The 19525-nt window shown below is 62.7% G+C and carries 16 protein-coding genes and 1 pseudogene; 12 read left to right on the plus strand and 5 right to left on the minus strand.

Going from position 1 to position 19525, the window contains the following annotated elements; genetic code table 11:
- The first annotated feature begins 7 nt into the window (after positions 1-7).
- The 6 genes from ACP7B7_RS29495 (at position 8) to ACP7B7_RS29520 (ending at position 7487) form a co-directional block, all read left to right on the plus strand.
- On the plus strand, positions 8-2029 hold the full coding sequence (locus tag ACP7B7_RS29495) for an alpha-glucosidase (protein ID WP_426079064.1): 2022 nt from the start codon (positions 8-10) through the stop codon (positions 2027-2029).
- 7 nt (positions 2030-2036) lie between these two features.
- Positions 2037-2798 carry a TSUP family transporter gene (locus ACP7B7_RS29500; RefSeq protein ID WP_426079065.1) on the plus strand — a complete coding sequence of 254 codons (762 nt, stop codon included), beginning with the start codon at positions 2037-2039 and terminating at the stop codon, positions 2796-2798.
- Positions 2799-2828: 30 nt separating this feature from the next.
- Positions 2829-4388: a glycerol-3-phosphate dehydrogenase gene (gene glpD / locus ACP7B7_RS29505; RefSeq protein ID WP_426079066.1), complete on the plus strand. Its 1560-nt coding sequence runs from the start codon at positions 2829-2831 to the stop codon at positions 4386-4388.
- Positions 4385-5875, plus strand: coding sequence for a glycerol kinase GlpK (gene glpK / locus ACP7B7_RS29510; RefSeq protein WP_308921713.1), 1491 nt, complete (start codon positions 4385-4387; stop codon positions 5873-5875). The genes glpD and glpK overlap by 4 nt, the downstream gene beginning before the upstream one ends.
- A 171-nt stretch (positions 5876-6046) precedes the next feature.
- Positions 6047-6472 carry a DUF6088 family protein gene (locus ACP7B7_RS29515; RefSeq protein ID WP_308921714.1) on the plus strand — a complete coding sequence of 142 codons (426 nt, stop codon included), beginning with the start codon at positions 6047-6049 and terminating at the stop codon, positions 6470-6472.
- A complete protein-coding gene (locus tag ACP7B7_RS29520) occupies positions 6435-7487 on the plus strand; it encodes a nucleotidyl transferase AbiEii/AbiGii toxin family protein (RefSeq protein WP_308921715.1) in 1053 nt (350 codons plus the stop codon). The genes ACP7B7_RS29515 and ACP7B7_RS29520 overlap by 38 nt, the downstream gene beginning before the upstream one ends.
- A 168-nt stretch (positions 7488-7655) precedes the next feature.
- Here ACP7B7_RS29520 and alaC read toward each other — a convergent pair whose 3' ends face one another.
- On the minus strand, positions 7656-8876 hold the full coding sequence (gene alaC, locus ACP7B7_RS29525) for an alanine transaminase (protein ID WP_308921716.1): 1221 nt from the start codon (positions 8874-8876) through the stop codon (positions 7656-7658).
- Between the two features lie 301 nt (positions 8877-9177).
- Here alaC and ACP7B7_RS29530 point away from each other — a divergent pair, with 301 nt between their 5' ends.
- Positions 9178-9861, plus strand: coding sequence for a pentapeptide repeat-containing protein (locus ACP7B7_RS29530; RefSeq protein ID WP_308921717.1), 684 nt, complete (start codon positions 9178-9180; stop codon positions 9859-9861).
- A gap of 167 nt (positions 9862-10028) precedes the next feature.
- On the opposite strand, the gene ACP7B7_RS29535 is transcribed toward ACP7B7_RS29530, so the two are convergent.
- Complete coding sequence (locus ACP7B7_RS29535; RefSeq protein WP_308921718.1) at positions 10029-11258, minus strand: MFS transporter; 1230 nt, start codon at positions 11256-11258, stop codon at positions 10029-10031.
- A 122-nt stretch (positions 11259-11380) separates the two neighbouring features.
- Between ACP7B7_RS29535 and ACP7B7_RS29540 the strand changes: the two genes are divergently transcribed.
- Positions 11381-12304, plus strand: coding sequence for a LysR family transcriptional regulator (locus ACP7B7_RS29540; RefSeq protein WP_308921719.1), 924 nt, complete (start codon positions 11381-11383; stop codon positions 12302-12304).
- Position 12305: 1 nt separating this feature from the next.
- Here ACP7B7_RS29540 and ACP7B7_RS29545 read toward each other — a convergent pair whose 3' ends face one another.
- From ACP7B7_RS29545 to ACP7B7_RS29555, 3 genes are all read right to left on the minus strand, one after another.
- Positions 12306-12539 carry a hypothetical protein gene (locus ACP7B7_RS29545; RefSeq protein ID WP_308921720.1) on the minus strand — a complete coding sequence of 78 codons (234 nt, stop codon included), beginning with the start codon at positions 12537-12539 and terminating at the stop codon, positions 12306-12308.
- A 9-nt stretch (positions 12540-12548) separates the two neighbouring features.
- Complete coding sequence (locus ACP7B7_RS29550; RefSeq protein WP_308921721.1) at positions 12549-13397, minus strand: hypothetical protein; 849 nt, start codon at positions 13395-13397, stop codon at positions 12549-12551.
- Positions 13398-13688: 291 nt separating this feature from the next.
- Positions 13689-15956, minus strand: a complete 2268-nt coding sequence (locus ACP7B7_RS29555) for a carboxy terminal-processing peptidase (protein WP_426079067.1) — start codon at positions 15954-15956, stop codon at positions 13689-13691.
- A 549-nt stretch (positions 15957-16505) separates the two neighbouring features.
- On the opposite strand from ACP7B7_RS29555, the gene ACP7B7_RS29560 reads away from it, so the two are divergent.
- From ACP7B7_RS29560 to ACP7B7_RS29575, 4 genes and pseudogenes are all read left to right on the plus strand, one after another.
- The gene (locus ACP7B7_RS29560) at positions 16506-18476 is read left to right on the plus strand and encodes a methyl-accepting chemotaxis protein (RefSeq protein WP_426079068.1); all 1971 of its coding nucleotides are present in this window, start codon (positions 16506-16508) and stop codon (positions 18474-18476) included.
- A 57-nt stretch (positions 18477-18533) separates the two neighbouring features.
- Positions 18534-18806 carry a putative signal transducing protein gene (locus ACP7B7_RS29565; RefSeq protein ID WP_426079069.1) on the plus strand — a complete coding sequence of 91 codons (273 nt, stop codon included), beginning with the start codon at positions 18534-18536 and terminating at the stop codon, positions 18804-18806.
- Between the two features lie 40 nt (positions 18807-18846).
- Positions 18847-19083 carry a hypothetical protein gene (locus ACP7B7_RS29570; protein WP_426079070.1) on the plus strand — a complete coding sequence of 79 codons (237 nt, stop codon included), beginning with the start codon at positions 18847-18849 and terminating at the stop codon, positions 19081-19083.
- A 68-nt stretch (positions 19084-19151) separates the two neighbouring features.
- A pseudogene (locus ACP7B7_RS29575) lies at positions 19152-19525 on the plus strand (IS5/IS1182 family transposase); the annotation flags it as partial.

Consider the following 19525-nt stretch of genomic DNA (forward strand, 5'->3'; position numbering starts at 1 on the left):
GCTCGACATGCAGTTCACACTAGATCAGGAAAACGACGGCCTTGCGCTGCGCTGCGCGGGCCGCCTGCTGCTGCGCCACGACACGCAGGCGCCGTGCCTGTTCGTCGGCCAGGGCCGCGAACGGATGGATATGTACCGCGGCAATTTCGACATCGAAGATTACGTTGAAGAACGCACCGCCCTGCGCCATCTGGCGATCACGCAAGACGAAGGGGTCGCGCTGCTGGCCTTTGCGCGCCATCCTGGCGATGCGCCGCAGCTGGTGCTGCGTGTGCAGGCGCAGCAGCATGGCGTGCACCTGGTGCTGCAGCACGCGGCGCCGGGCTGGAACCGGCTGTGGCTGCGCCTGCCCGCCGAACACGATGAGCACGTGTGGGGCTGCGGCGAGCAGATGTCCTACTTCGACCTGCGCGGGCGCCACTTTCCGCTGTGGACCTCGGAGCCGGGCGTGGGCCGCGACAAGTCGACCCACCTGACCTGGCAGGCCGACGTGACGGCCAAGTCGGGCGGCGACTACTATCACACCAACTACCCGCAACCGAGCTTCATTTCCTCGCAGCGCTACTGCCTGCATGCCGAAACGACGGCCTATGCCGACTTCGATTTCCGCCATGCCGACTTCCACGAGCTGCAATTCTGGGCCATGCCCGAGCGCCTGGAATTCATGCTGGCCGATTCCTTCGTCGACCTGGTCGGCGTGGTGTCGCAACGCTTCGGCCGCCAGCCCAAGCTGCCGGCCTGGCTGCAGAACGGCGCCATGCTGGGCCTGAAAGGCGGCGAAGACCACGCGCGCGCCATCCTCGCGCAGGCGAAGGAACACGGCCTGGCCGTCAGCGCCCTGTGGTGCGAAGACTGGGTGGGACTGCGCCAGACCTCGTTCGGCAAGCGCCTGTTCTGGGACTGGCGCTGGCAGCCGCAGCGCTATCCGGACCTGAAGCAATGGATCGCCGACCTGGCCAGGGAAGACATCCGCTTCCTCGGCTACGTCAATCCCTACCTGTGCAATGACGGCACCCTGTACCAAGAAGCGCTGCAGCAAGGCTTTTTGGCCACCGCGATGGATGGCGGCACCTATCTGGTCGACTTCGGCGAATTCGATTGCGGCGTGGTCGACTTCACCAACCCGGCCGCCGCGCAGTGGTTCGAGGACCGCGTGCTGCGACAGGAAATGCTGGACTTCGGTTTGTCCGGCTGGATGGCCGATTTCGGCGAATACCTGCCGATCGACCTGCGCCTGCACAATGGCGTCGATGCGCGCCTGATGCACAACGCCTGGCCGACCCTGTGGGCCGAAGTCAATGCGCGCGCCATCGCAGCGGCCGGCAAGACCGGCGACGCCACCTTCTTCATGCGCGCCGGCTATACCGGCGTGCAGGCGCACTGCCCGCTGCTGTGGGCCGGCGACCAGTCGGTCGACTTCAGCCGCCACGACGGCTTGCAGACGGTGATCTGCGGCGCGCTGTCGTCCGGTTTGCTGGGCAACGCCTACCACCACAGCGATATCGGCGGCTACACGAGCTTGTTCGGCAACCTGCGCACGGCCGAACTGTTCCAGCGCTGGACCGAGATGGCGGTGTTCACCTCGATGATGCGCACGCATGAAGGCAACCGCCCGGACGAGAATTTCCAGTTCTACCAGGATGAACAGGTGTTCGCCCACTTTGCCCGCATGACGCGCCTGCACGTGGCGCTGGCGCCCGTCATCGCCGCCCTGGCCGAGGACGCCGTGCGGCATGGCCTGCCGCTGCAGCGCCCCCTGTTCCTGCACTACGAGCAGGACCGCGCCACCTACGCCATTCAGGACCAGTATCTGTTCGGCCCCGACCTGCTGGTGGCGCCCGTGCATGCGGCCGGCGCCACGCGCTGGAGCGCCTACCTGCCGCAGGGCGACGCCTGGGTCCATCTGTGGAGCGGCGCCGTGTTCGACGGCGGCCAGCGCGTGGAGGTTGATGCGCCTCTGGGCCAGCCACCCGTGTTCGTGCGCCAGGGCTGTGCGCAGCAGGTGTTTTTACTGTCGCTGGCGGCATGAGCCTGACATGAGCATCGGGTCGCACCTGTTGTTCCTGGCCTGCGTGGCGCTGGCCAGCTACGCGCAGAACCTGACCGGTTTTGCGTTTGGCCTGATCCTGCTGGGCCTGACGGCGGTGCTGCACCTGGCCAGCCTGGGCGACGTGGCCAATGTGGTCAGCGTGCTGGTGCTGGTGAATGCGGCCATTACCTTTGGCCGCAGCGCGCCACGCCTGGCCTGGCCTGTATTCGGGCCGTCGCTGGCCTGCAGCCTGATCGGCGTGGGCGCCGGCGTGGCGCTGCTGGGCTGGTTCAGCGCGCAGCAAGTGAACCTGCTGCGCTTTTTGCTCGGCTGCGCCATCATCGTCTGCGCATTCCTGCTGGTGCTGCGCGCCAGCACGCGCGCAAGACAATCCGGCCTGCCCTCGTTCCTGTTCTTCAGTGGGATCTCTGGCGTGATGGGCGGCCTGTTCGCCAGCGCCGGCCCGCCCATGGTGTACCACCTGTACCGCCAGCCGTGGCCGGCCGACATGGTCCGCCATTCGCTGATCGTGCTGTTTGCCGCCAACGCCGTGCTGCGCCTGGCGCTGGTGCTGGCGCATGGCCAGTTCAGCATGACGGCCGTGTGGCTGACCGTCGAAGCGCTGCCGGTGGTGATGGGGCTGACCTGGCTGGCCCGCCGCTACCCATCCCGCCTGCCCTTGCAACAGGTGCGGCGTGCCGTGTTCGTGCTGCTGCTGGTCGCCGGCCTGGCGCTGGTGCTGCCGCCGGTGCTGGCGCTGCTCCATTGAGTCATCCCTCTTTTAATAAATCGAGTCCTTATGTCCGCATCCCGCTTTACCTCCCTGCCCCTTGACTGCGACCTGCTGGTCGTCGGCGGCGGCATCAATGGCGCCGGCATCGCGCGCGACGCGGCCGGCCGTGGCCTGCGCGTGGTGCTGTGCGAACAGCACGACCTGGCGCAGCACACCTCGTCGGCCTCCACCAAGCTGATACACGGTGGCCTGCGCTACCTCGAATACTATGAATTCAAGCTGGTACGCAAGGCGCTGCAGGAACGCGAAGTGCTGCTGCGCGCCGCTCCCCACATCATGTGGCCGATGCGTTTCGTGATGCCGCATGACGCTGCCCAGCGCCCGGCCTGGCTGATACGCGCCGGCCTGTTCCTGTACGACCACCTGGCCAAACGCGCCTTTTTGCCCGCCTCGCAGGCGATCACCCTGGCCAGGCACGCGGCCGGCGCGCCGCTCAAGCCCGGCTACCGCAAGGGCTTCGTGTATTCAGACGGCTGGGTCGACGACGCCAGGCTGGTGGTGCTCAATGCGCTAGCCGCGCAGGAACGCGGCGCGCACATCCTCACGCGCACCGCCTGCGTCGACGCGCACCGCGATGGCGATGGCTGGCAGGCCACCCTGCAAGGTCCCGACGGCCAACGCCGCAGCCTGCGCGCGCGCGCCATCGTCAATGCGGCCGGGCCGTGGACGGCGCAGTTTGCCGGCGCGGCCGGCGGCGGCAGGACGCAGGGACTGCGCCTGATCAAGGGCAGCCATATCATCGTGCCGCGCCTGTTCGAGCATCCGAACGCGTATATTTTCCAGAACCCGGACCAGCGCATCATCTTCGCGATTCCCTACCAGGACGACTACACCCTGATCGGCACCACCGACGAGGAATACAAGGGCGACGTGGCGCAGGTCAAAATCAGCGGCGATGAAATCGCCTATCTGTGCCAGGCCGCCAACCGCTATTTCCGGCGCGAGATCGGCCCGTCCGACGTGGTGTGGACCTATTCCGGCGTGCGCCCGCTGCTCGACGACAGCGCCCGGGACGCGTCGGCCGTCACGCGCGACTATCTGCTGGAAGTGGCGCGCGGCGACACGGGCACGGGCGCACCGCTGCTCAATATCTGGGGTGGCAAGATCACCACCTACCGCAAACTGGCCGAGGAGGCGATGGCGCTGCTGGCGCCCTTGCTGGCCAACACCCGGCCCGCCTGGACCGCCGATGCGCCGCTGCCGGGCGGCGACCTGCAGCGGCCGGGCCAGCTGGTGGACAGCCATGATTTCGACGGCTTCCTGGCCCGCTTCCAGCAGGCGCATCCCTGGTTGCCCCCCAAGCTGGCGCACCGCTACGCACGCGCCTATGGCAGCCGCGCCACGCGCGTGCTGGCGGGCGCGAACTCGATGGCGGGCCTGGGCGCGGAACTGGCGCCCGGCCTGCACGAGGCCGAAGCGCGCTACCTGGTCGACGTGGAATGGGCGAGGAGCTGCGACGACATATTATGGCGGCGCAGCAAACTGGGCCTGCGCTGCCAGCCGGCCGACGTGGCGCGCCTGCAGCTGTGGCTTGAAGCCTGCCTGGCGCAGCAGGTGGCGGCATGAGCTATCTGCTGGCCCTCGACCAGGGCACCTCCAGCTCGCGCAGCATGGTCTTCGACGAAGCGGGCGCCATCGTCGCCGTGGCGCAGCGCGAATTTCGCCAGCTGTTTCCGCAGCCGGGCTGGATCGAACACGATCCGATCGAAATCTGGCACAGCCAGCTCGCCACCAGCCGCGAAGTGCTGCTGAAAGCCGGCTTGACGGCGGCGGACCTGGGCGCGCTGGGCATCACCAACCAGCGCGAAACGACGGTGGTGTGGGACCGCGCCACGGGCGAGCCCGTCTACAATGCCATCGTCTGGCAGGACCGGCGCACCGAGGCGCTGTGCGACAGCCTGCGCGAGCGGGGACTGGCCGGCGCCATCCATGCCAGGACGGGGCTGGTGCTCGATCCCTATTTTTCCGGCACCAAGCTGCGCTGGATACTCGACGAAGTGCCGGGCGTGCGCGCACGCGCCATGCGCGGCGAGCTGGCCTTCGGCACCATCGACGCCTGGCTGGCCTGGCAGATGACGGGCGGGCGCCTGCACGTGACCGACGTGACGAACGCCTCGCGCACCATGCTGTGGAATATCCATGAAGGCTGCTGGGACGCTCAGCTGCTCGACTGGCTGGGCATCCCCGCCAGCCTGCTGCCCACCGTCCATCCGTCCAGCCATGTGTACGGCGAAACCGACGCCGAGGTGCTGGGCAGCCCGGTCATCATCGGCGGCATCGCCGGCGACCAGCAAGCGGCGCTGTTCGGCCAGACCTGCTTCAAGCCCGGCATGGCCAAGAATACCTATGGTACGGGCTGCTTCCTGCTGCTCAACACGGGCGAGCAGTGTGCGCAATCGCGGCATGGCCTGATCAGCACGGCCGCCTGTCAGGTGGGTGCGCAGCCGGCCTATGCGCTCGAAGGCAGCGTGTTTATCGGCGGCGCCGTGGTGCAGTGGCTGCGCGACGGCCTGGGCGCCATCGGCCACGCCAGCGAAGCGGAAAGCCTGGCCGCCTCGGTGCCCGATTCGGGCGGCGTGGTGTTCGTGCCCTCGTTTACGGGGCTGGGCGCACCCTACTGGGTACCGTCGGCCAAGGGCGCCATCCTGGGCCTGAGCCGCGGCAGCACGGTGGGCCATATCGCGCGCGCGGCGCTCGAAGCGATCGCCTTCCAGAGCGCGGCCCTGCTGCAGGCCATGACCCTCGACGCACAGGCGCCGATCACCGAACTGCGCGTGGACGGCGGCGCCTGCGCCAACAACCTGCTGCTGCAATTCCAGGCCGACCTGCTGGGCATCCCCGTAGTGCGCCCGCAAGTGATCGAAACGACGGCCCTGGGCGCGGCCTACCTGGCCGGCCTGGCGATCGGCCAGTATCGCGGCACCGAGGAACTGGCAGCGCAATGGCGTGTGGAAAGGACCTTCCTGCCCACCATCGGCCGCGACCAGGCGGCCGAGCTGATGCGGCAATGGGAAACGGCGGTGCGGCGGTTTGCGGGCAACGGGGAAAACTGAAGAACCGCATTTGGCCACTTCGACAGTACGGCCGCGCGGCGGATCCTCCTATAAATATTGTTCAACGTCCGGCAATGTGTGTCAACGTAAGTCATTGTTATATAAGGATTAGTCTTGACAATGAGCGAGAGGTTGCTATCATCTTTGATGTATACCCCTGAAGGAGCGAAGATGAAACTTGAAGACCGTATGCTTCGGTCCGTGAAGCAGCGAGCCGGCAATGTTATATTGCGGGCCGACATTGCTCGCTTGGGTAGTGCCTCGCAGGTCACCGAAGCGCTCAAATCGTTGCAAGCCAAGGGCGTTCTGATTCGAATCGGGACTGGAGTCTACGCCAAAACACGCAAGAGTTCGGTTACAGGGGCGACCATCCCGGCCGGCAGTCTTGAGACCTTGGCGACCGAGACCCTGAAAAAACTGGGTGTCACAGTGCGCACGAGTAAAGCAGCTGCTGCATACAATTCCGGTAAAACAACCCAACTTCCAGGGGCCTTCGTTGCCAATACTGGTAGTCAACGTATTCGCAGGAAAATTTCTGTGGGAGGCCGCTCGGTAGTTTATGAGAACGATTACAGACCAGCAACAGCGAGCGCTTGAAGACCTCGCTGCAGAAGGTCTCCTTCGAGGACTTCCCGTACAGACCGCCGAAAAAGATATCCACGTCACCGAGCTTCTCAAGGGATTGAGTGAACTCAAGGTTTCGCATGATCATTTCAGCGACCTCGACACACGCCAAGGAGAGCTCACTCGCCATGATGCAGGCATCAAGTTGATCTTCTCGGGTGGGACGTGCCTCTCCAAGGCACATGGGCTAATCAATCGAATGTCGGAAGACATCGACATTAAAGTTCTGCTTTCCCCACCACCCAAGCCTTTGAAGAAAGGGCGCGGAGACCGTGTAAGACTAATCGCTTTGCACAAAGCACTGCCTCCGCTCCTGGAGTCGCTTGGATTTCCGTTGCTCAATAGCCCTGACGGAGACAACCCGCACATACGCAATAAGCACCGGTATTGCGAGGTAGGTGCCGGCTACAAATCTGCTTATCCCCAACTTCCAAGCCTCCGTCCCGAGCTTAGGCTGGAACTGATGCAACGCCAACCGCTCCTGCCGCTTGAAAATCTTGAGTTTGGCTATCTTTACGAGACATTGGCGGGGCTAAAGCCGAGCACGACGTTGTCAATTTCTTGCATTTCGGTGGCAGAGACTACGGCAGAAAAGGTATTGTCCTTGCTACGTCGTTGTGCTTGCAATTCGGATGGCCGCCAAACCAAGGGGGACCTTGACCCCGCATTGGTCCGCCATGTTTACGACGTTGCTCGAATCGCGGAACTATCCACCGAATCACTTGTAGCTGCGAAGAGTATTTTTCCGCAATTGGTCATGAACGACCGCGATGAGTACAAGGGGCAACATCCCGAGTTCGACGCAGACCCGGTAAGTGTTCTCAAAAGGACCTTGATAGCGGCAAAAGAAAATGGCGAGCTGAAAGAGCGATACGCCCAAAATCTGATACCGCTGGTTTACGACATGAATCCGCCCACGTTCGAAAAATCTTTCGCTTCGTTTGAAGCAGTGGCGCAAGACTTCCTGGCAGCCTGCAAACCATGCTGAGCGCACAAAAAAAAGCCCGCTACAGGAGCGGGCTGAATCTATTTCCTGTGAGGAAGTAGAGGAGACAGAAGCATGATGCCGGATCGCAAGCTATAAAACCACTTTATATTGATGATATGGGAAATACGCTTGCGTGATAACAGTGGCAATTATTGATTCCTTACGGCACTATTTTGCCGCCTCCCCTTCCACCACTACCGGCGTGCGCAGCATGTTCTTGATGCCGCGCAGTGCCTGGCGCACGCGCGCCTCGTTCTCGATCAGGGCAAAGCGCACATAGTCGTCGCCGTATTCGCCGAAACCGATGCCCGGCGACACACTGACCCTGGCTTTCTCCAGCAGCAGCTTGGCGAATTCCAGCGAACCCAGGTGGCGATATGCTTCCGGGATATGGGCCCAGATATACATCGACGCCTTCGGTTTTTCCACCATCCAGCCCGCTTCGTGCAAGCCTTTGACCAGCACGTCGCGGCGGCGCTGGTATTGCGCGCAGATTTCCGTCACGCAGCTTTGATCGCCTTCCAGCGCGGCGATCGCCGCCACCTGCACCGGCGTGAAACTGCCGTAGTCGTGATAGCTCTTGATGCGCGCCAACGCCGCCACCAGTTCGGCATTGCCGACCATGAAGCCGATGCGCCAGCCGGCCATATTGTAGCTTTTCGACATGGTGAAGAATTCGACGGCCACGTCGCGCGCGCCGGGCACCTGCATGATGGACGGCGCTTTCCAGCCGTCAAACGTGATGTCGGCATAGGCCAGGTCGTGCACCACCAGAATGTCATGCTGTTTCGCCAGCGCCACCACGCGCTCGAAAAACTCCAGCTCCACGCATTGCGCGGTGGGGTTCGATGGAAAACCCAGCACCATCATCTTGGGCTTCGGATAGCTTTCGCGGATCGCCCGCTCCAGCTCGGCAAAAAAGTCTACGCCAGGGCCCATGCGCACTGAGCGGATATCGGCGCCGGCGATCACCGCGCCCCAGATATGGATCGGGTAGCTGGGGTTGGGCACCAGCACCGTGTCACCCCGGTCCAGGGTGGCCAGCATCAGATGGGCCAGGCCTTCTTTCGAGCCGATGGTGACGATGGCTTCGCTGTCGGGGTCGATGTCGACCTCGTAGCGCTGCTTGTACCAATGTGAAATGGCCCGGCGCAGGCGCGGGATGCCCTTCGAGGCGGAGTACCCATGGGTGTCGGGCCGCTTCACCGTATCGATCAGCTTGTCGACGATATGGCTGGGCGTGGCGCCGTCGGGATTACCCATCGACATGTCGATAATGTCCTCGCCACGGCGGCGCGCGGCCATCTTGAGTTCGGCGGTGATATTGAAAACGTAGGGGGGAAGACGATTGATGCGCGAAAAGCTGCGCGGAGTTTGGCTGTCGGTCATGATATCTCTGTACGTAAGCGCCCGGATCCGTCCGAGCGACGTTGGCGCAATGGGTGCGCCTGCAGCCATACTAACCCGGCGCCGTTCAGGCTGGCAAGAGCGCGGTTGAAACGCTACAATGGATGCCTGGTCGAAAATGAGCAAACCAGTTGGTAACCCGGTAAGTGTTGAACAACATGCTCCCGCCCCACGCGGACCCACGGCGCTGATCTCGGCTGTTACACCAGTCGGGGGCGGTGTCATGGTTCGTGCACGCTTCCCGCCGCGCCATCCCTCCCCCGCTTTACAAGGAAATAAACGGATGGCAATACACAACACCACGGCAACTGATCTCACACTGGACCGCGGCGAACTGGAACAACTGCTGGCGCAATCGGTGCGCACCTTCGAGGGCTGCGCCTTTGACGACGCCGACCTGGCCCGGCTCGACCTGCAGGGCTGTACCTTTGAACGCTGCACCTTTGCGGGCGCCAACCTGTTCGCCTGCAAGCTGGCACGCACGACCTGGCGCCGCTGCCGCGCCGGCGGCGCCGATTTCGAGTCCGTCGACGCGGTCGACGCCAGCTTCGAAGGCTGCGACCTGAACAACACCAAATGGCGGCGCGCCAAGCTCGCGTCCGCGTCCTGGCGCGGCTGCAAGCTGACCGGCGCCTCGTTCGAGGAAGTGGCGCACCTGGGCGCCAGCTTCGAAGACAGCCTGCTGATCGGCGCCGACCTGCGCGGCTTTTCGTTTCGCAAGGCGACCCTGAAACAACTCGATTTTTCCGAAGCCTACCTGGCCGGCTGCGATTTCCGCGACGCCGTCTTCGAAGGCGGCAGCCTGCGCAACGCCGTCTTGAAGCTGGCCAAGTTCCAGGGCGCCGACCTGCGCGGCGCCGATATCGACGGCTTCAAGCTGACGGAAGCGGCGCTGTTCAAGGGCGCGGTGATTACCCATGCGCAGGCGGCCAATTTCGTGCGCGAGCTGGGTATTTCTGTGGTGTAAGCAAAAACCCGGGCAAAAAAAAGCCCGCTGCGGGAGCGGGCTGAATCTAATTCCGTTGAGGAGTTAGAGGAGACAAGTGCATGATGCTGCATCGCGGCATATAAAACCAATTTTTATTGATGATGATAGAAATGCGTTTTCATGATAACCGTGCGAACGCTCGCTTTTCAGGCCGTGCGGCGCGACAAGCTGGGCAGGAATTCTCCCAGCCACACCAGCAGCGCCAGCGCCGGAAACGCCATGCCGGTCAATAACGTCGCTTGCCAGCCATAACTGGCATAGACCCAGGCGCCGACGGCCGAACCGGCGGCGCCACCGGCAAAGAACAGCGCGAAATACAGGCCATTCAAGCGGCCCCGCACTTCCGGCGCCAGGCTGAAGATGGCGCGCTGGCCCAGTACCAGGTTGGCGGCCACGCCCATGTCGAGCACGATGGAGGCGATGACCAGCAAGCCCAGCGCCAGATGTTGCGATTGCGGTACGAACATCGGCAAGGCAAACGCCACCATGCCCAGGATCAAGGCGACGGCCGTGGCCGGCAAGGTATGGCCCGCATCGGCCAGGCGGCCGGCGATCGGCGAAGCAACGGCGCCGGCCATGCCGACCAGGGCGAAGATGGCAATCCCCGTTTGCGACAGGCCGAAGGCGGGGCTGGCCAGCACCAGCGGCGTGACGGTCCAGAACAGGCTGAAGGCGCCAAACAGGCCGGCGTGATAAGCGGCGCGGCGGCGCAGCACGGGCGTGCCCAGCAGCAAATGCCACAGCGACGCCATCAGGGCCGGATAACGGATGTTCGATACCGGCTGGCGCAGCGGCAAGGCGCGGCGCAAGACAAAGGCCAGCGCCAGCATCAGCACGGCGGCGCCGCCAAACACCACATGCCAGCTGGCATGGGCCGCCACCAGCGAGGCGGCCGGACGGGCCAGCATAATGCCCAGCAACAAACCGCTGACCACCTTGCCCACCGCCTGGCCGCGCGTCGATTCTTTCGACAAATGGGCGGCAAACGGCACGATCACCTGCGCCGCCACCGAACCCAGGCCGATCGCCAGCGCGGCGGCCAGGAACACGATGGCGCCGGTGCTGAGGGCGGCGGCGACCAGCGCGGCGGCCGTGACCAGCAGGCCGGTAATGATCAGGCGGCGGTTTTCCAGCAAGTCGCCCAGCGGCACCACGAACAGCAGGCCCAGGGTATAGCCGATCTGCGTCAGCGTGACGATCAGGCCGGCCGCCTTGGCCGACAGGCCGGTCGAGGCGCTGATGGGGCCGACCAGGGTTTGCGCGTAATACAGATTGGCGACGATCAGGCCGGAAGCGATCGCCAGCAGCAGCACCATGCCGGACGAAATATCGGGCACGTCGCCGGCGATCGGCTGTTTGATGGAGGCCTTGTTCATGTTATTTCCTCGTTTAAAAATAAAGTAGGGCCATTGTAGGGAGTTTGGTGACGAAGATAATTAGTGCATAATCACTCCATACATTTCACATTAGATGAACAATCAAGGAGCAATGCCCCATCATGGACAAGATCAAGGCCATGCAAACCTTTGTGCGCATCGTGGAAGCAAACAGTTTTTCCAAGGCCGCCGAAACCCTGAACCTGCCGCGTGCGGCCTTGACCGCCACCTTGCAGAAGCTGGAAGCCTATCTGGGCACGCAGCTGCTGCAACGCACCACGCGCCGGCTGTCGCTGACGCCCGATGGCGCCGAGTATTTCAACCATTGCCTGGCGATTTTGGGCGCCGTCGATGCGGCCGAACTGGCGTTTCGCGGCCCCGACGCCAACAAGCCGCGTGGCATGCTGCGCGTCAACCTGCCCGGCACCGTGGGGCGCACCTTGGTGATGCCGTATATCGGCCAATTCCATGCCGCCTACCCCGCCGTGCAACTGCACCTGAGCCTGACGGACCGGCTGGTCGACTTGACCGAGGAAGGCATCGATTGCGCGCTGCGCGTGGGGCAGCTGCAGGACTCCGCCTTTATCGGCAAGCGCATCGGCAATATGCGTTTTGTGACCTGCGCGGCGCCCGCCTACCTGGAACGCCATGGCCGGCCGCAGACCTTGGCCGACCTGGTCCGCCACCGTGGCGTGATGCATTTTTCAGGCCGCACCGGGCGCGCATTCGACTGGGATTTCGTGCAGAAAGGCGAAGTGGTGCGCGTGCAGATGACGGGCATGGTCGCCGTCAACGACGCCGAGGCCAACCTGGCGTGCGTGCTGCAGGGCATGGGGCTGGGCCAGCTGGCCGTCTACCAGGCGCGCGAGCACCTGGCCTGCGGCGCACTGGTGCCGGTGCTGGACGATTGTCCACCGACACCGATGCCGATGTCGCTGCTGGCGCCCCAGGGCCGGCTGGCCGTGCCCAAGGTACAGGCGTTTGCGGCCTGGCTGACCGCCCTGCTGGCGCAAAACGAGGATGTGCAGCAGCCGGACCAGCGCTGATTCAGGCGTCCGCCGGTTTGCGGAAATGCTCGCGGTCCGGGTCGAGTTCCGGGTACTGGCGCACCACCGGAAGCTGCAGCTTGTACCATATCTGCATGACCGTGTCGGCCAGGCCGCTCAAGTGCTCATGGCGCTCGGCATCGGGCAAGGTGCGGATCACGGTATCGGCTTGGTTCAAGGTCAGACCGATCTCCTGGTACAGCGCCATCAGTTTTTGTGCGGTGGCTTGATCCATCCCGGCCTCTCAATTCTCGGCGGTACAAAAATGCGTGCTTTCCTGCTTGTCGCGCGCCTGCACGTTGACCAGCTTGCCCGCGCCGTCATACGCGACGTTGATGCTTTTTTCCTGCGGCATCACCACGTTCAGCATCAGGGAGCCGCCGCCATCCATCACCGTAAAGCCTTCGCTGACGGCCGTCTTCATGTCGAAAACGTCGTCGCCGATCTTGATCACGCCGTCGGCCACCTCGACGTCGACCTTGCGCCGCACCAGCAGGTTCTTGGTGTCGAGGCAGCCTATGCTCTGCTTCTTGCCGTTCAATAGCTTTGCCGCAGTCAGGAACAGCGCCTGATTGTTGAAGCTGCCAACGCCGCTGTTATTACTGCACATCAGGCCGATATCCCCGCTCGACAGGCTGATGGTGCTTTCCTTGCCAGCCGGACTGGACATCAGCGACAGCATGCCGGTCTTGCCATCGTCGATACCGAGCGTGCCCAGGGTGCTGTACTGACCCTTCTCGTCGCGCGAGCGCATCATCATGGCCATTTTCGCGGCATGAAAATCGAGCTGCATGTCGCCCGACGCGACCTTGCCGTCGGCGCCTATCGTGACCAGCGCATCCATCTTGCGCCCGTCCGGCATGCGCAGGCAGTTGCCGTTGTAGCTGCCGGCCAGCAAGGGCCCCAGCGCTTTCCAGTAATCGAGCTTGCGTTCGGGCGCGGGCTCGGCGGCGGGCGCTTCGGCTGCCTGCGCGTCCGCAGTGGCCTGCGCCTGCTTGCCCTCGTCGGCCGCAGCCGAATCCTCCTTCTTGCCGCAAGCGCCCAGCAGCAGGGTCAGGGTAATGGTGGACAACAAGGCGGTGCGACGGATCATGGAGTGCCTCCAGGGAAAGGGAACCGTACGCTAGCATGGGAATTATATTTTTCGCAAGAGCGATTCAATTGGAAATGAAACGGGCAAAAAAAAGCCCGCTGCGGGAGCGGGCTGAATCTATTTTCTTGGAGGAGAATAGAGGAGACAAATGAAGTATGCTGCATCGCGGCATATTATTCCAATTGTTTGTGGCAATGATAGAAATACGCCAGGACTATAACTGCCGCATGACCATGAAAAACGGGGCCGGTCCCCTGCGGTTCCGGCCCCGTTTGGCGATAGCGCCTTACTTTACTTTGCTGCCGCCACCGGCGTCGCCTTGGTATCGGCGCCATATGGCAGCACCTTGGCCGCCAGGCGGGTATCGGCCTTGATCAGCGCCACTTCGTCGGCCAGGATGCGCACGGTTTCGTTCAGCAGCACGTCTTTCGCGCTCTTGGCGGCCGATTCAGCGTCGAGTTCGGCGCTCAAGGCACGCTCGTCGCCCTGCAAGCCGTCATCGGTACGCAGGGCGCCCTTGACTGCGGCAATCTGCTTGGCGGTCTTGGCGGTGGCCTTCGCGCCTTTCAGGATGTCTTTCGGATCCTGGATCACCACCAGGTCGTCGGCCGGATTCGAAATCTGCGCGATCAGGCGTTTTTCACGGGCCTTGGCGCGCGCCTCCTGGGCGTCGCGCTCCTTGCGGCGCACGGTCTCGTTCAGCGACAGCTGGTTTTCCTTGCGCTGCTTGACGACCAGGGCGATGTCATCCTGCAGGTACTGGAAGTCCTTGTCCTTGGCCACGCGCGCTTCATGCTTTTTGTCCAGCAAGGGCACGATTTCCTTCAGGTCGCCGGTCGGCACATACGGCGCCGGTTTGATGGCCACCCATGGCAGGGCGTTGTCATAGCTCGATTCGCCGAAGTTTTCGGTGTCCGACATGGCCGGCAGCTTGATATCGGGCGTCACGCCACGCAACTGCGTGGTGCCTCCATTGATGCGGAAGAACTGCGCCACCGTCATCTTCAGCTCGCCCAAACGCGCTTTCTCGCTGCCGCCAAAACGGTCCAGGTTGATCAGGGTCTGCACAGTGCCCTTGCCGAAGCTGCCCTCGCCGATCACCAGGCCACGGCCGTAGTCCTGGATGGCGGCGGCGAAAATTTCCGAAGCCGAGGCCGAACCACGGTTGATCAGCACGCCCATCGGGCCATCCCAGGCCAGGCCGGCATTGGTGTCGCTTTCGATATCGACCTTGCCTTCGGCGCTGCGCTGCATTACCACCGGGCCCTTGTCGATGAACAGGCCGGTCAGTTCGACGGCTTCATTCAGGGAGCCGCCGCCATTGTTGCGCAAGTCGATCAGCACATTGTCGACCTTCTCCTTTTTCAGCTCGCCCAGCAAACGGGTCACGTCGCGCGTGGCGCTCTTGAAATCCTTGTCGCCACGGCGGCGCGCTTCGAAATCCTGATAGAAGGTCGGCAAGGCGATCACGCCGATGCGGCGCTTGACGCCGTTTTCACGCACTTCGATGATCGATTTCTTGGCCGCCTGCTCTTCCATGCTGATCTTCTTGCGCACCAGCGGCAAGATGGTGTGCTTGGCGTCCGGGCCGGCATCGGCCGGCAGGATGTCCAGGCGCACCACGGAATCCTTGGTGCCACGGATCAGCTGCACCACGTCGTCGATGCGCATGCCCAGCACTTCGGTGATGGGGCCGCTTTCGCCCTGCCCCACGCCGATGATGCGGTCGCCCACTTTCAGCTTGCCCGACAGGCCGGCCGGGCTGCCCGGCACCACTTCGCGCACCACCGTGTATTCGTCGCGCGTCTGCAGCACGGCGCCGATGCCTTCCAGCGACAAGCGCATGGCGATATCGAAGTTTTCCGAGGCGCGCGGGCCCAGGTAATTGGTATGCGGCTCGATCGACATGGCGTAGGCGTTCATGAAGATCTGGAACACGTCTTCATTGTTCAGCTTGCGCGAGCGTGTGGTGTAGCTTTCATAGCGCTTGTCGAGCGTCTCGCGGATGGCCTTGTCTTCCTTGCCGGCCAGTTTCAGGCGCAGCCAGTCGTTCTTGACGCGCTTGCGCCACAGGTCGCGCACTTCTTCTTCGTTTTTAGGCCAGGCGGCTTTTTCGCGGTCGAGCTGATAGCTTTCATCGGCCGAGAAATCGAATTTGGTCTTCAGCAGTTCGCGCGCATAGGCCATGCGGTCGTCGAAACGCTGCTGGTACAGATTGTAGATGGCGAATGGCGCCGTCAGGTCTTCGCCATTGATGGCATCGTCGAGTTTGGTGCGCAAGGGGGCGAAACGGTCGATATCGGCCTGCACGAAAAACAGCTTTTCGGCATCGAGCGACTTGAAATAGCGGTCGAAGGTTTTTTCCGACATCGCATCGTCGAGCGGGGTTGCCTTGTAGTGATAGCGCGACAGCACGCGCGAGGCCCACAGCGCGGCTTGCGTCTGCTGGGCCATGGGCTTCATGATGGGCGGAGGAGCGGCGCTCTTGTCGGTCTGGGCTGCGCCAGCGTGGGCTGACAGGGCAAGCGCCAGGGTGACCAGGATTAATTGCTTCTTCATCGGCTTCTCCGAAAATTGGTTAAATCATTTACTGGCGGCGCCGTTGATCGTTGATGCTTCGTCGATATTCGTCGATCGATCACGCGCCAGCCACTACGACAGTAAGGGGATATCACGACTGGTCTGCCTGTAATTCTACAGGATACACAGAGGCAGTCTCCGATGGAATATCAGTTTCTTCCCGGAAGCTTAAGCCCGCGTTAAACACGATGTCGGATTCATTACAAACTGAAACATTCGTAAGCGGATGTCGCCTGCCCAAAGACCAGTAGAGCGCGAAAAAACGGCATGGCAAGCTCGCCAATATTTATCACAAGTTATTGTATTCATTGACTTTTATCATTGCACAGAGAAACAAAATGTGCGCAACGTGATATCATCGCACCTTGTTCGCCGGCCTGTCCACACAGCCACCGGCCAGCCCCACCCCCTATTCAGCGCCACTTGTACCTGCGTTTCATCCGCTCGCCATTGCCTGCTTTTTCAAGCGGCAAGGCGCATTGCGCGTGCGCCGCGCGCAGCCATTTTGACTTTTTGAAACCACAATTTATGCAGAAATTTTCTTTTCATCCCCGTCACTGGAGTGTCGGCGGCAAGATCACCGTGTTTACGTTTGCACTGGTCAGCCTGATCCTGGCCAGCCTGACGACCCTGATGAGCATGCGCACCTCGCACGTCCTGGAACAGCGGGCGGAAGCGGCCGTCACCAGCGAGCTCGACAGCGTCATGACCACCACCGAAGTGTTCCATACGGCGATGGTGAATGAAGCGGCCAGCTTTGCGCGCCTGTTCGCGGCCGAGTTTCCCGGCCCGTTTGCGGTCGATGCCGGCAATATGGTCGCGGTCGCCGGCAAGGCCACGCCGCAATTGTCGAATGGCGACAAGGTACTCAACCTCGATACCGCCCTGGTCGACCGCTACACCACGCAAACCGGCGTGATCGCCACCATTTTTGCCGCCAACGGCGATGAATTCGTGCGCATCAGCACTTCGCTGAAAAAACAGGACGGCGAACGGGCCGTGGGCACCGAGCTCGACCACAGCCACCCCAGCTACGCGCCGCTGCGCGCCGGCCAGAGCTTCGTCGGCATGGCGACCCTGTTCGGCAAGCAATACATCACCCAATACGACCCCGTGCGCGATGCGGCCGGCAAGGTGGTGGGCGTGCTGTTCATCGGCCTCGACATCACGAAAAACCTGGCGATGCTGAAAGAAAAAATTCGCCAGTTCAAAATCGGCCAGACCGGCTACATCTATATCGTCGACACGGCGCCCGGTGCCAATTACGGCCAGCTGGTGCTGCATCCGAACAGCGAAGGCAAGAGCGCGCTCGACTTCAAGGCCAGCGACGGCCGCCTGTTTATCCAGGACATGATCAAGCAGAAGAACGGCGCCATGCGCTACACCTGGACCGCACCGGGCCAGACCGCCAGCACCGCGCGCGAAAAGCAGCTGTATTACCGTGAGTTCAAGGACTGGCGCTGGATCATCGCCGGCGGCACCTTCACCGATGAAATCACGCTCGAAGCGCGCCAGATGCGCAACCAGCTGGCCATCTCGGGCCTGATCGCCGTGCTGGTCTTTGCCGTGCTGCTGTACCTGCTGGTGCGCAAGCTTGTCTCGCGTCCGCTGGCACATGCCGAAGCGGCCGCAGAACAGATCGCCGGCGGCGACCTGACGGTGCACCTGGACACCACCAGCCAGGACGAAATCGGCCGCCTGCTGCGCGCCCTGAACCATATCAGCGACAACCTGTCGAAAGTGGTGGGCCAGGTGCGCGGCAGCGCCGGCCAGATCGCCACCGCTTCCGGTGAAATCGCCAGCGGCAACCTCGACTTGTCGAGCCGCACCGAACAGCAGGCCAGCTCGCTGGAAGAAACCGCCGCCTCGATGGAAGAACTGAGTTCGACCGTGCGCCAGAACGTCGAACACGTGCGGCAGGCCAGCAGCCTGGCGCGGACCTCGTCCGAACTGGCGGCCCAGGGCGGCGCAGCCGTGGCGCAAGTGACCAGCACCATGGAAGCAATCCGCAGTTCCTCGGGCAAGATCACCGACATCATCGGCGTGATCGACGGCATCGCCTTTCAAACCAATATCCTCGCCCTGAACGCGGCCGTGGAAGCGGCGCGCGCCGGCGAGCAGGGCCGTGGTTTTGCCGTGGTGGCGACCGAAGTGCGCAACCTGGCGCACCGGTCAAGCGCAGCGGCGAAAGAAATCAAGGACCTGATCCAGGCCTCGACCAGCACGGTCGACCTGGGCCACGCGCAAGTCAGCCAGGCCGGCGCCACCATCGACAAGGTGGTCGACAGCGTGCACAAGGTCAGCGCCCTAATGGCCGAAGTGGCGCAGGCGAGCGAAGAGCAGCGCAGCGGTATCGACCAGGTCAACCAGGCCATCGCCCAGATGGACCAGGTGACCCAGCAGAACGCGGCGCTGGTGGAAGAAGCGGCGGCCGCCGCCGATGCGCTGCAGGAACAGGCGCATGAAATGGAACGGGTGGTGGGCGTGTTCAAGCTGTAAGTACAAGCGTGGCCCGGCAGTGCTAAGATGAAACAACAGCCACCGCCGGGAGACCCCATGCACGACGACTACGTTCTGATTGCCCGCCTGATGATCCCCACCGACGCCCACGTCATCCGCGGCTGCCTGGCCGCCGCCGGCATCGACGTGCTGCTGGCGGACGACCAGCACATGCAGGCCGACATGCTGCTCGCCAATGCCATCGGCGGCGCCCGCGTGCTGGTGCGTGAACACGACGTCGCGCGCGCCAATGAAATCCTGGCGGCGTTCGAGCGCGGCGACCTGGCCTTGTCGGATGATGCCGATGTGGGCATGCCGGTCGCCGACTGATATCCGATCAACCGCAATCCTATAATCTACACTCAAAAAAATGGCAGCAGGCGGACCGGGCGATCACCCCTTGAAAGATATCCTTCATTTTGACATGCATGTTTTTGATGACGAATGTGACGCCATCATCAGGGAACTCTCAACCTATATGTCTGAAAATGACATGTACGACAGCATCGACTGGTTTTCGACGTTCAGCATGACTGCATCGCAACTGGATGAGTTCAAGGAAAAGCTTTCCCAGAAACTGGCGGCATTGAAAAATCGCGGAAGATAATTGAGAGAGTGTAGACAAAATCAACAACGAAGTTGTGGCATGCTATCTCAATGTGGAGGGAGCATGCCATGGCAACCAAACACTCACTCGGCAGCACTGAGCCGTCAAGCGGCGCCGGCGGCAGACCACCAGCGTTGAAGCCTGAGCATATCGCAGTTTTGCACGAAATCGTCATGGAGCGCGCTCAGGCCAGCTTGCAGGAAATCGCCGACGAGCTGCATCACCGCTGCGCTCTGCGCGTGTGCGCAGCAACGATTCGTCGAGCCCTACGCGCGTTAGGCATCGTACGGCTCAAGCCACTACGCCGTACGGGCGCGGTGCGCGCCGAGGGCGCCAAGCGGTATGGCTACACGGCAGCCCACAGGCGCGAGGCCATCTTGCCATACAGCACCAACCTGACAGATGCTGAATGGGAGCTCGTTGCTGACCTGTTCGAGCGTAC

This window comes from Janthinobacterium sp. PSPC3-1 (assembly GCF_049896105.1).
GTDB lineage: Bacteria > Pseudomonadota > Gammaproteobacteria > Burkholderiales > Burkholderiaceae_D > Janthinobacterium.

Excerpts from the sequence above, each read along its gene's own strand:
- ACP7B7_RS29495 (WP_426079064.1), top strand. The coding sequence starts at position 8 with ATGCAGTTCACACTAGATCAGGAAAACGACGGCCTTGCGCTGCGCTGC.
- ACP7B7_RS29500 (WP_426079065.1), top strand. The coding sequence starts at position 2,037 with ATGAGCATCGGGTCGCACCTGTTGTTCCTGGCCTGCGTGGCGCTGGCC.
- glpD (WP_426079066.1), top strand. The coding sequence starts at position 2,829 with ATGTCCGCATCCCGCTTTACCTCCCTGCCCCTTGACTGCGACCTGCTG.
- glpK (WP_308921713.1), top strand. The coding sequence starts at position 4,385 with ATGAGCTATCTGCTGGCCCTCGACCAGGGCACCTCCAGCTCGCGCAGC.
- ACP7B7_RS29515 (WP_308921714.1), top strand. The coding sequence starts at position 6,047 with ATGAAACTTGAAGACCGTATGCTTCGGTCCGTGAAGCAGCGAGCCGGC.
- ACP7B7_RS29520 (WP_308921715.1), top strand. The coding sequence starts at position 6,435 with ATGAGAACGATTACAGACCAGCAACAGCGAGCGCTTGAAGACCTCGCT.
- alaC (WP_308921716.1), bottom strand. The coding sequence starts at position 8,876 with ATGACCGACAGCCAAACTCCGCGCAGCTTTTCGCGCATCAATCGTCTT.
- ACP7B7_RS29530 (WP_308921717.1), top strand. The coding sequence starts at position 9,178 with ATGGCAATACACAACACCACGGCAACTGATCTCACACTGGACCGCGGC.
- ACP7B7_RS29535 (WP_308921718.1), bottom strand. The coding sequence starts at position 11,258 with ATGAACAAGGCCTCCATCAAACAGCCGATCGCCGGCGACGTGCCCGAT.
- ACP7B7_RS29540 (WP_308921719.1), top strand. The coding sequence starts at position 11,381 with ATGGACAAGATCAAGGCCATGCAAACCTTTGTGCGCATCGTGGAAGCA.
- ACP7B7_RS29545 (WP_308921720.1), bottom strand. The coding sequence starts at position 12,539 with ATGGATCAAGCCACCGCACAAAAACTGATGGCGCTGTACCAGGAGATC.
- ACP7B7_RS29550 (WP_308921721.1), bottom strand. The coding sequence starts at position 13,397 with ATGATCCGTCGCACCGCCTTGTTGTCCACCATTACCCTGACCCTGCTG.
- ACP7B7_RS29555 (WP_426079067.1), bottom strand. The coding sequence starts at position 15,956 with ATGAAGAAGCAATTAATCCTGGTCACCCTGGCGCTTGCCCTGTCAGCC.
- ACP7B7_RS29560 (WP_426079068.1), top strand. The coding sequence starts at position 16,506 with ATGCAGAAATTTTCTTTTCATCCCCGTCACTGGAGTGTCGGCGGCAAG.
- ACP7B7_RS29565 (WP_426079069.1), top strand. The coding sequence starts at position 18,534 with ATGCACGACGACTACGTTCTGATTGCCCGCCTGATGATCCCCACCGAC.
- ACP7B7_RS29570 (WP_426079070.1), top strand. The coding sequence starts at position 18,847 with ATGGCAGCAGGCGGACCGGGCGATCACCCCTTGAAAGATATCCTTCAT.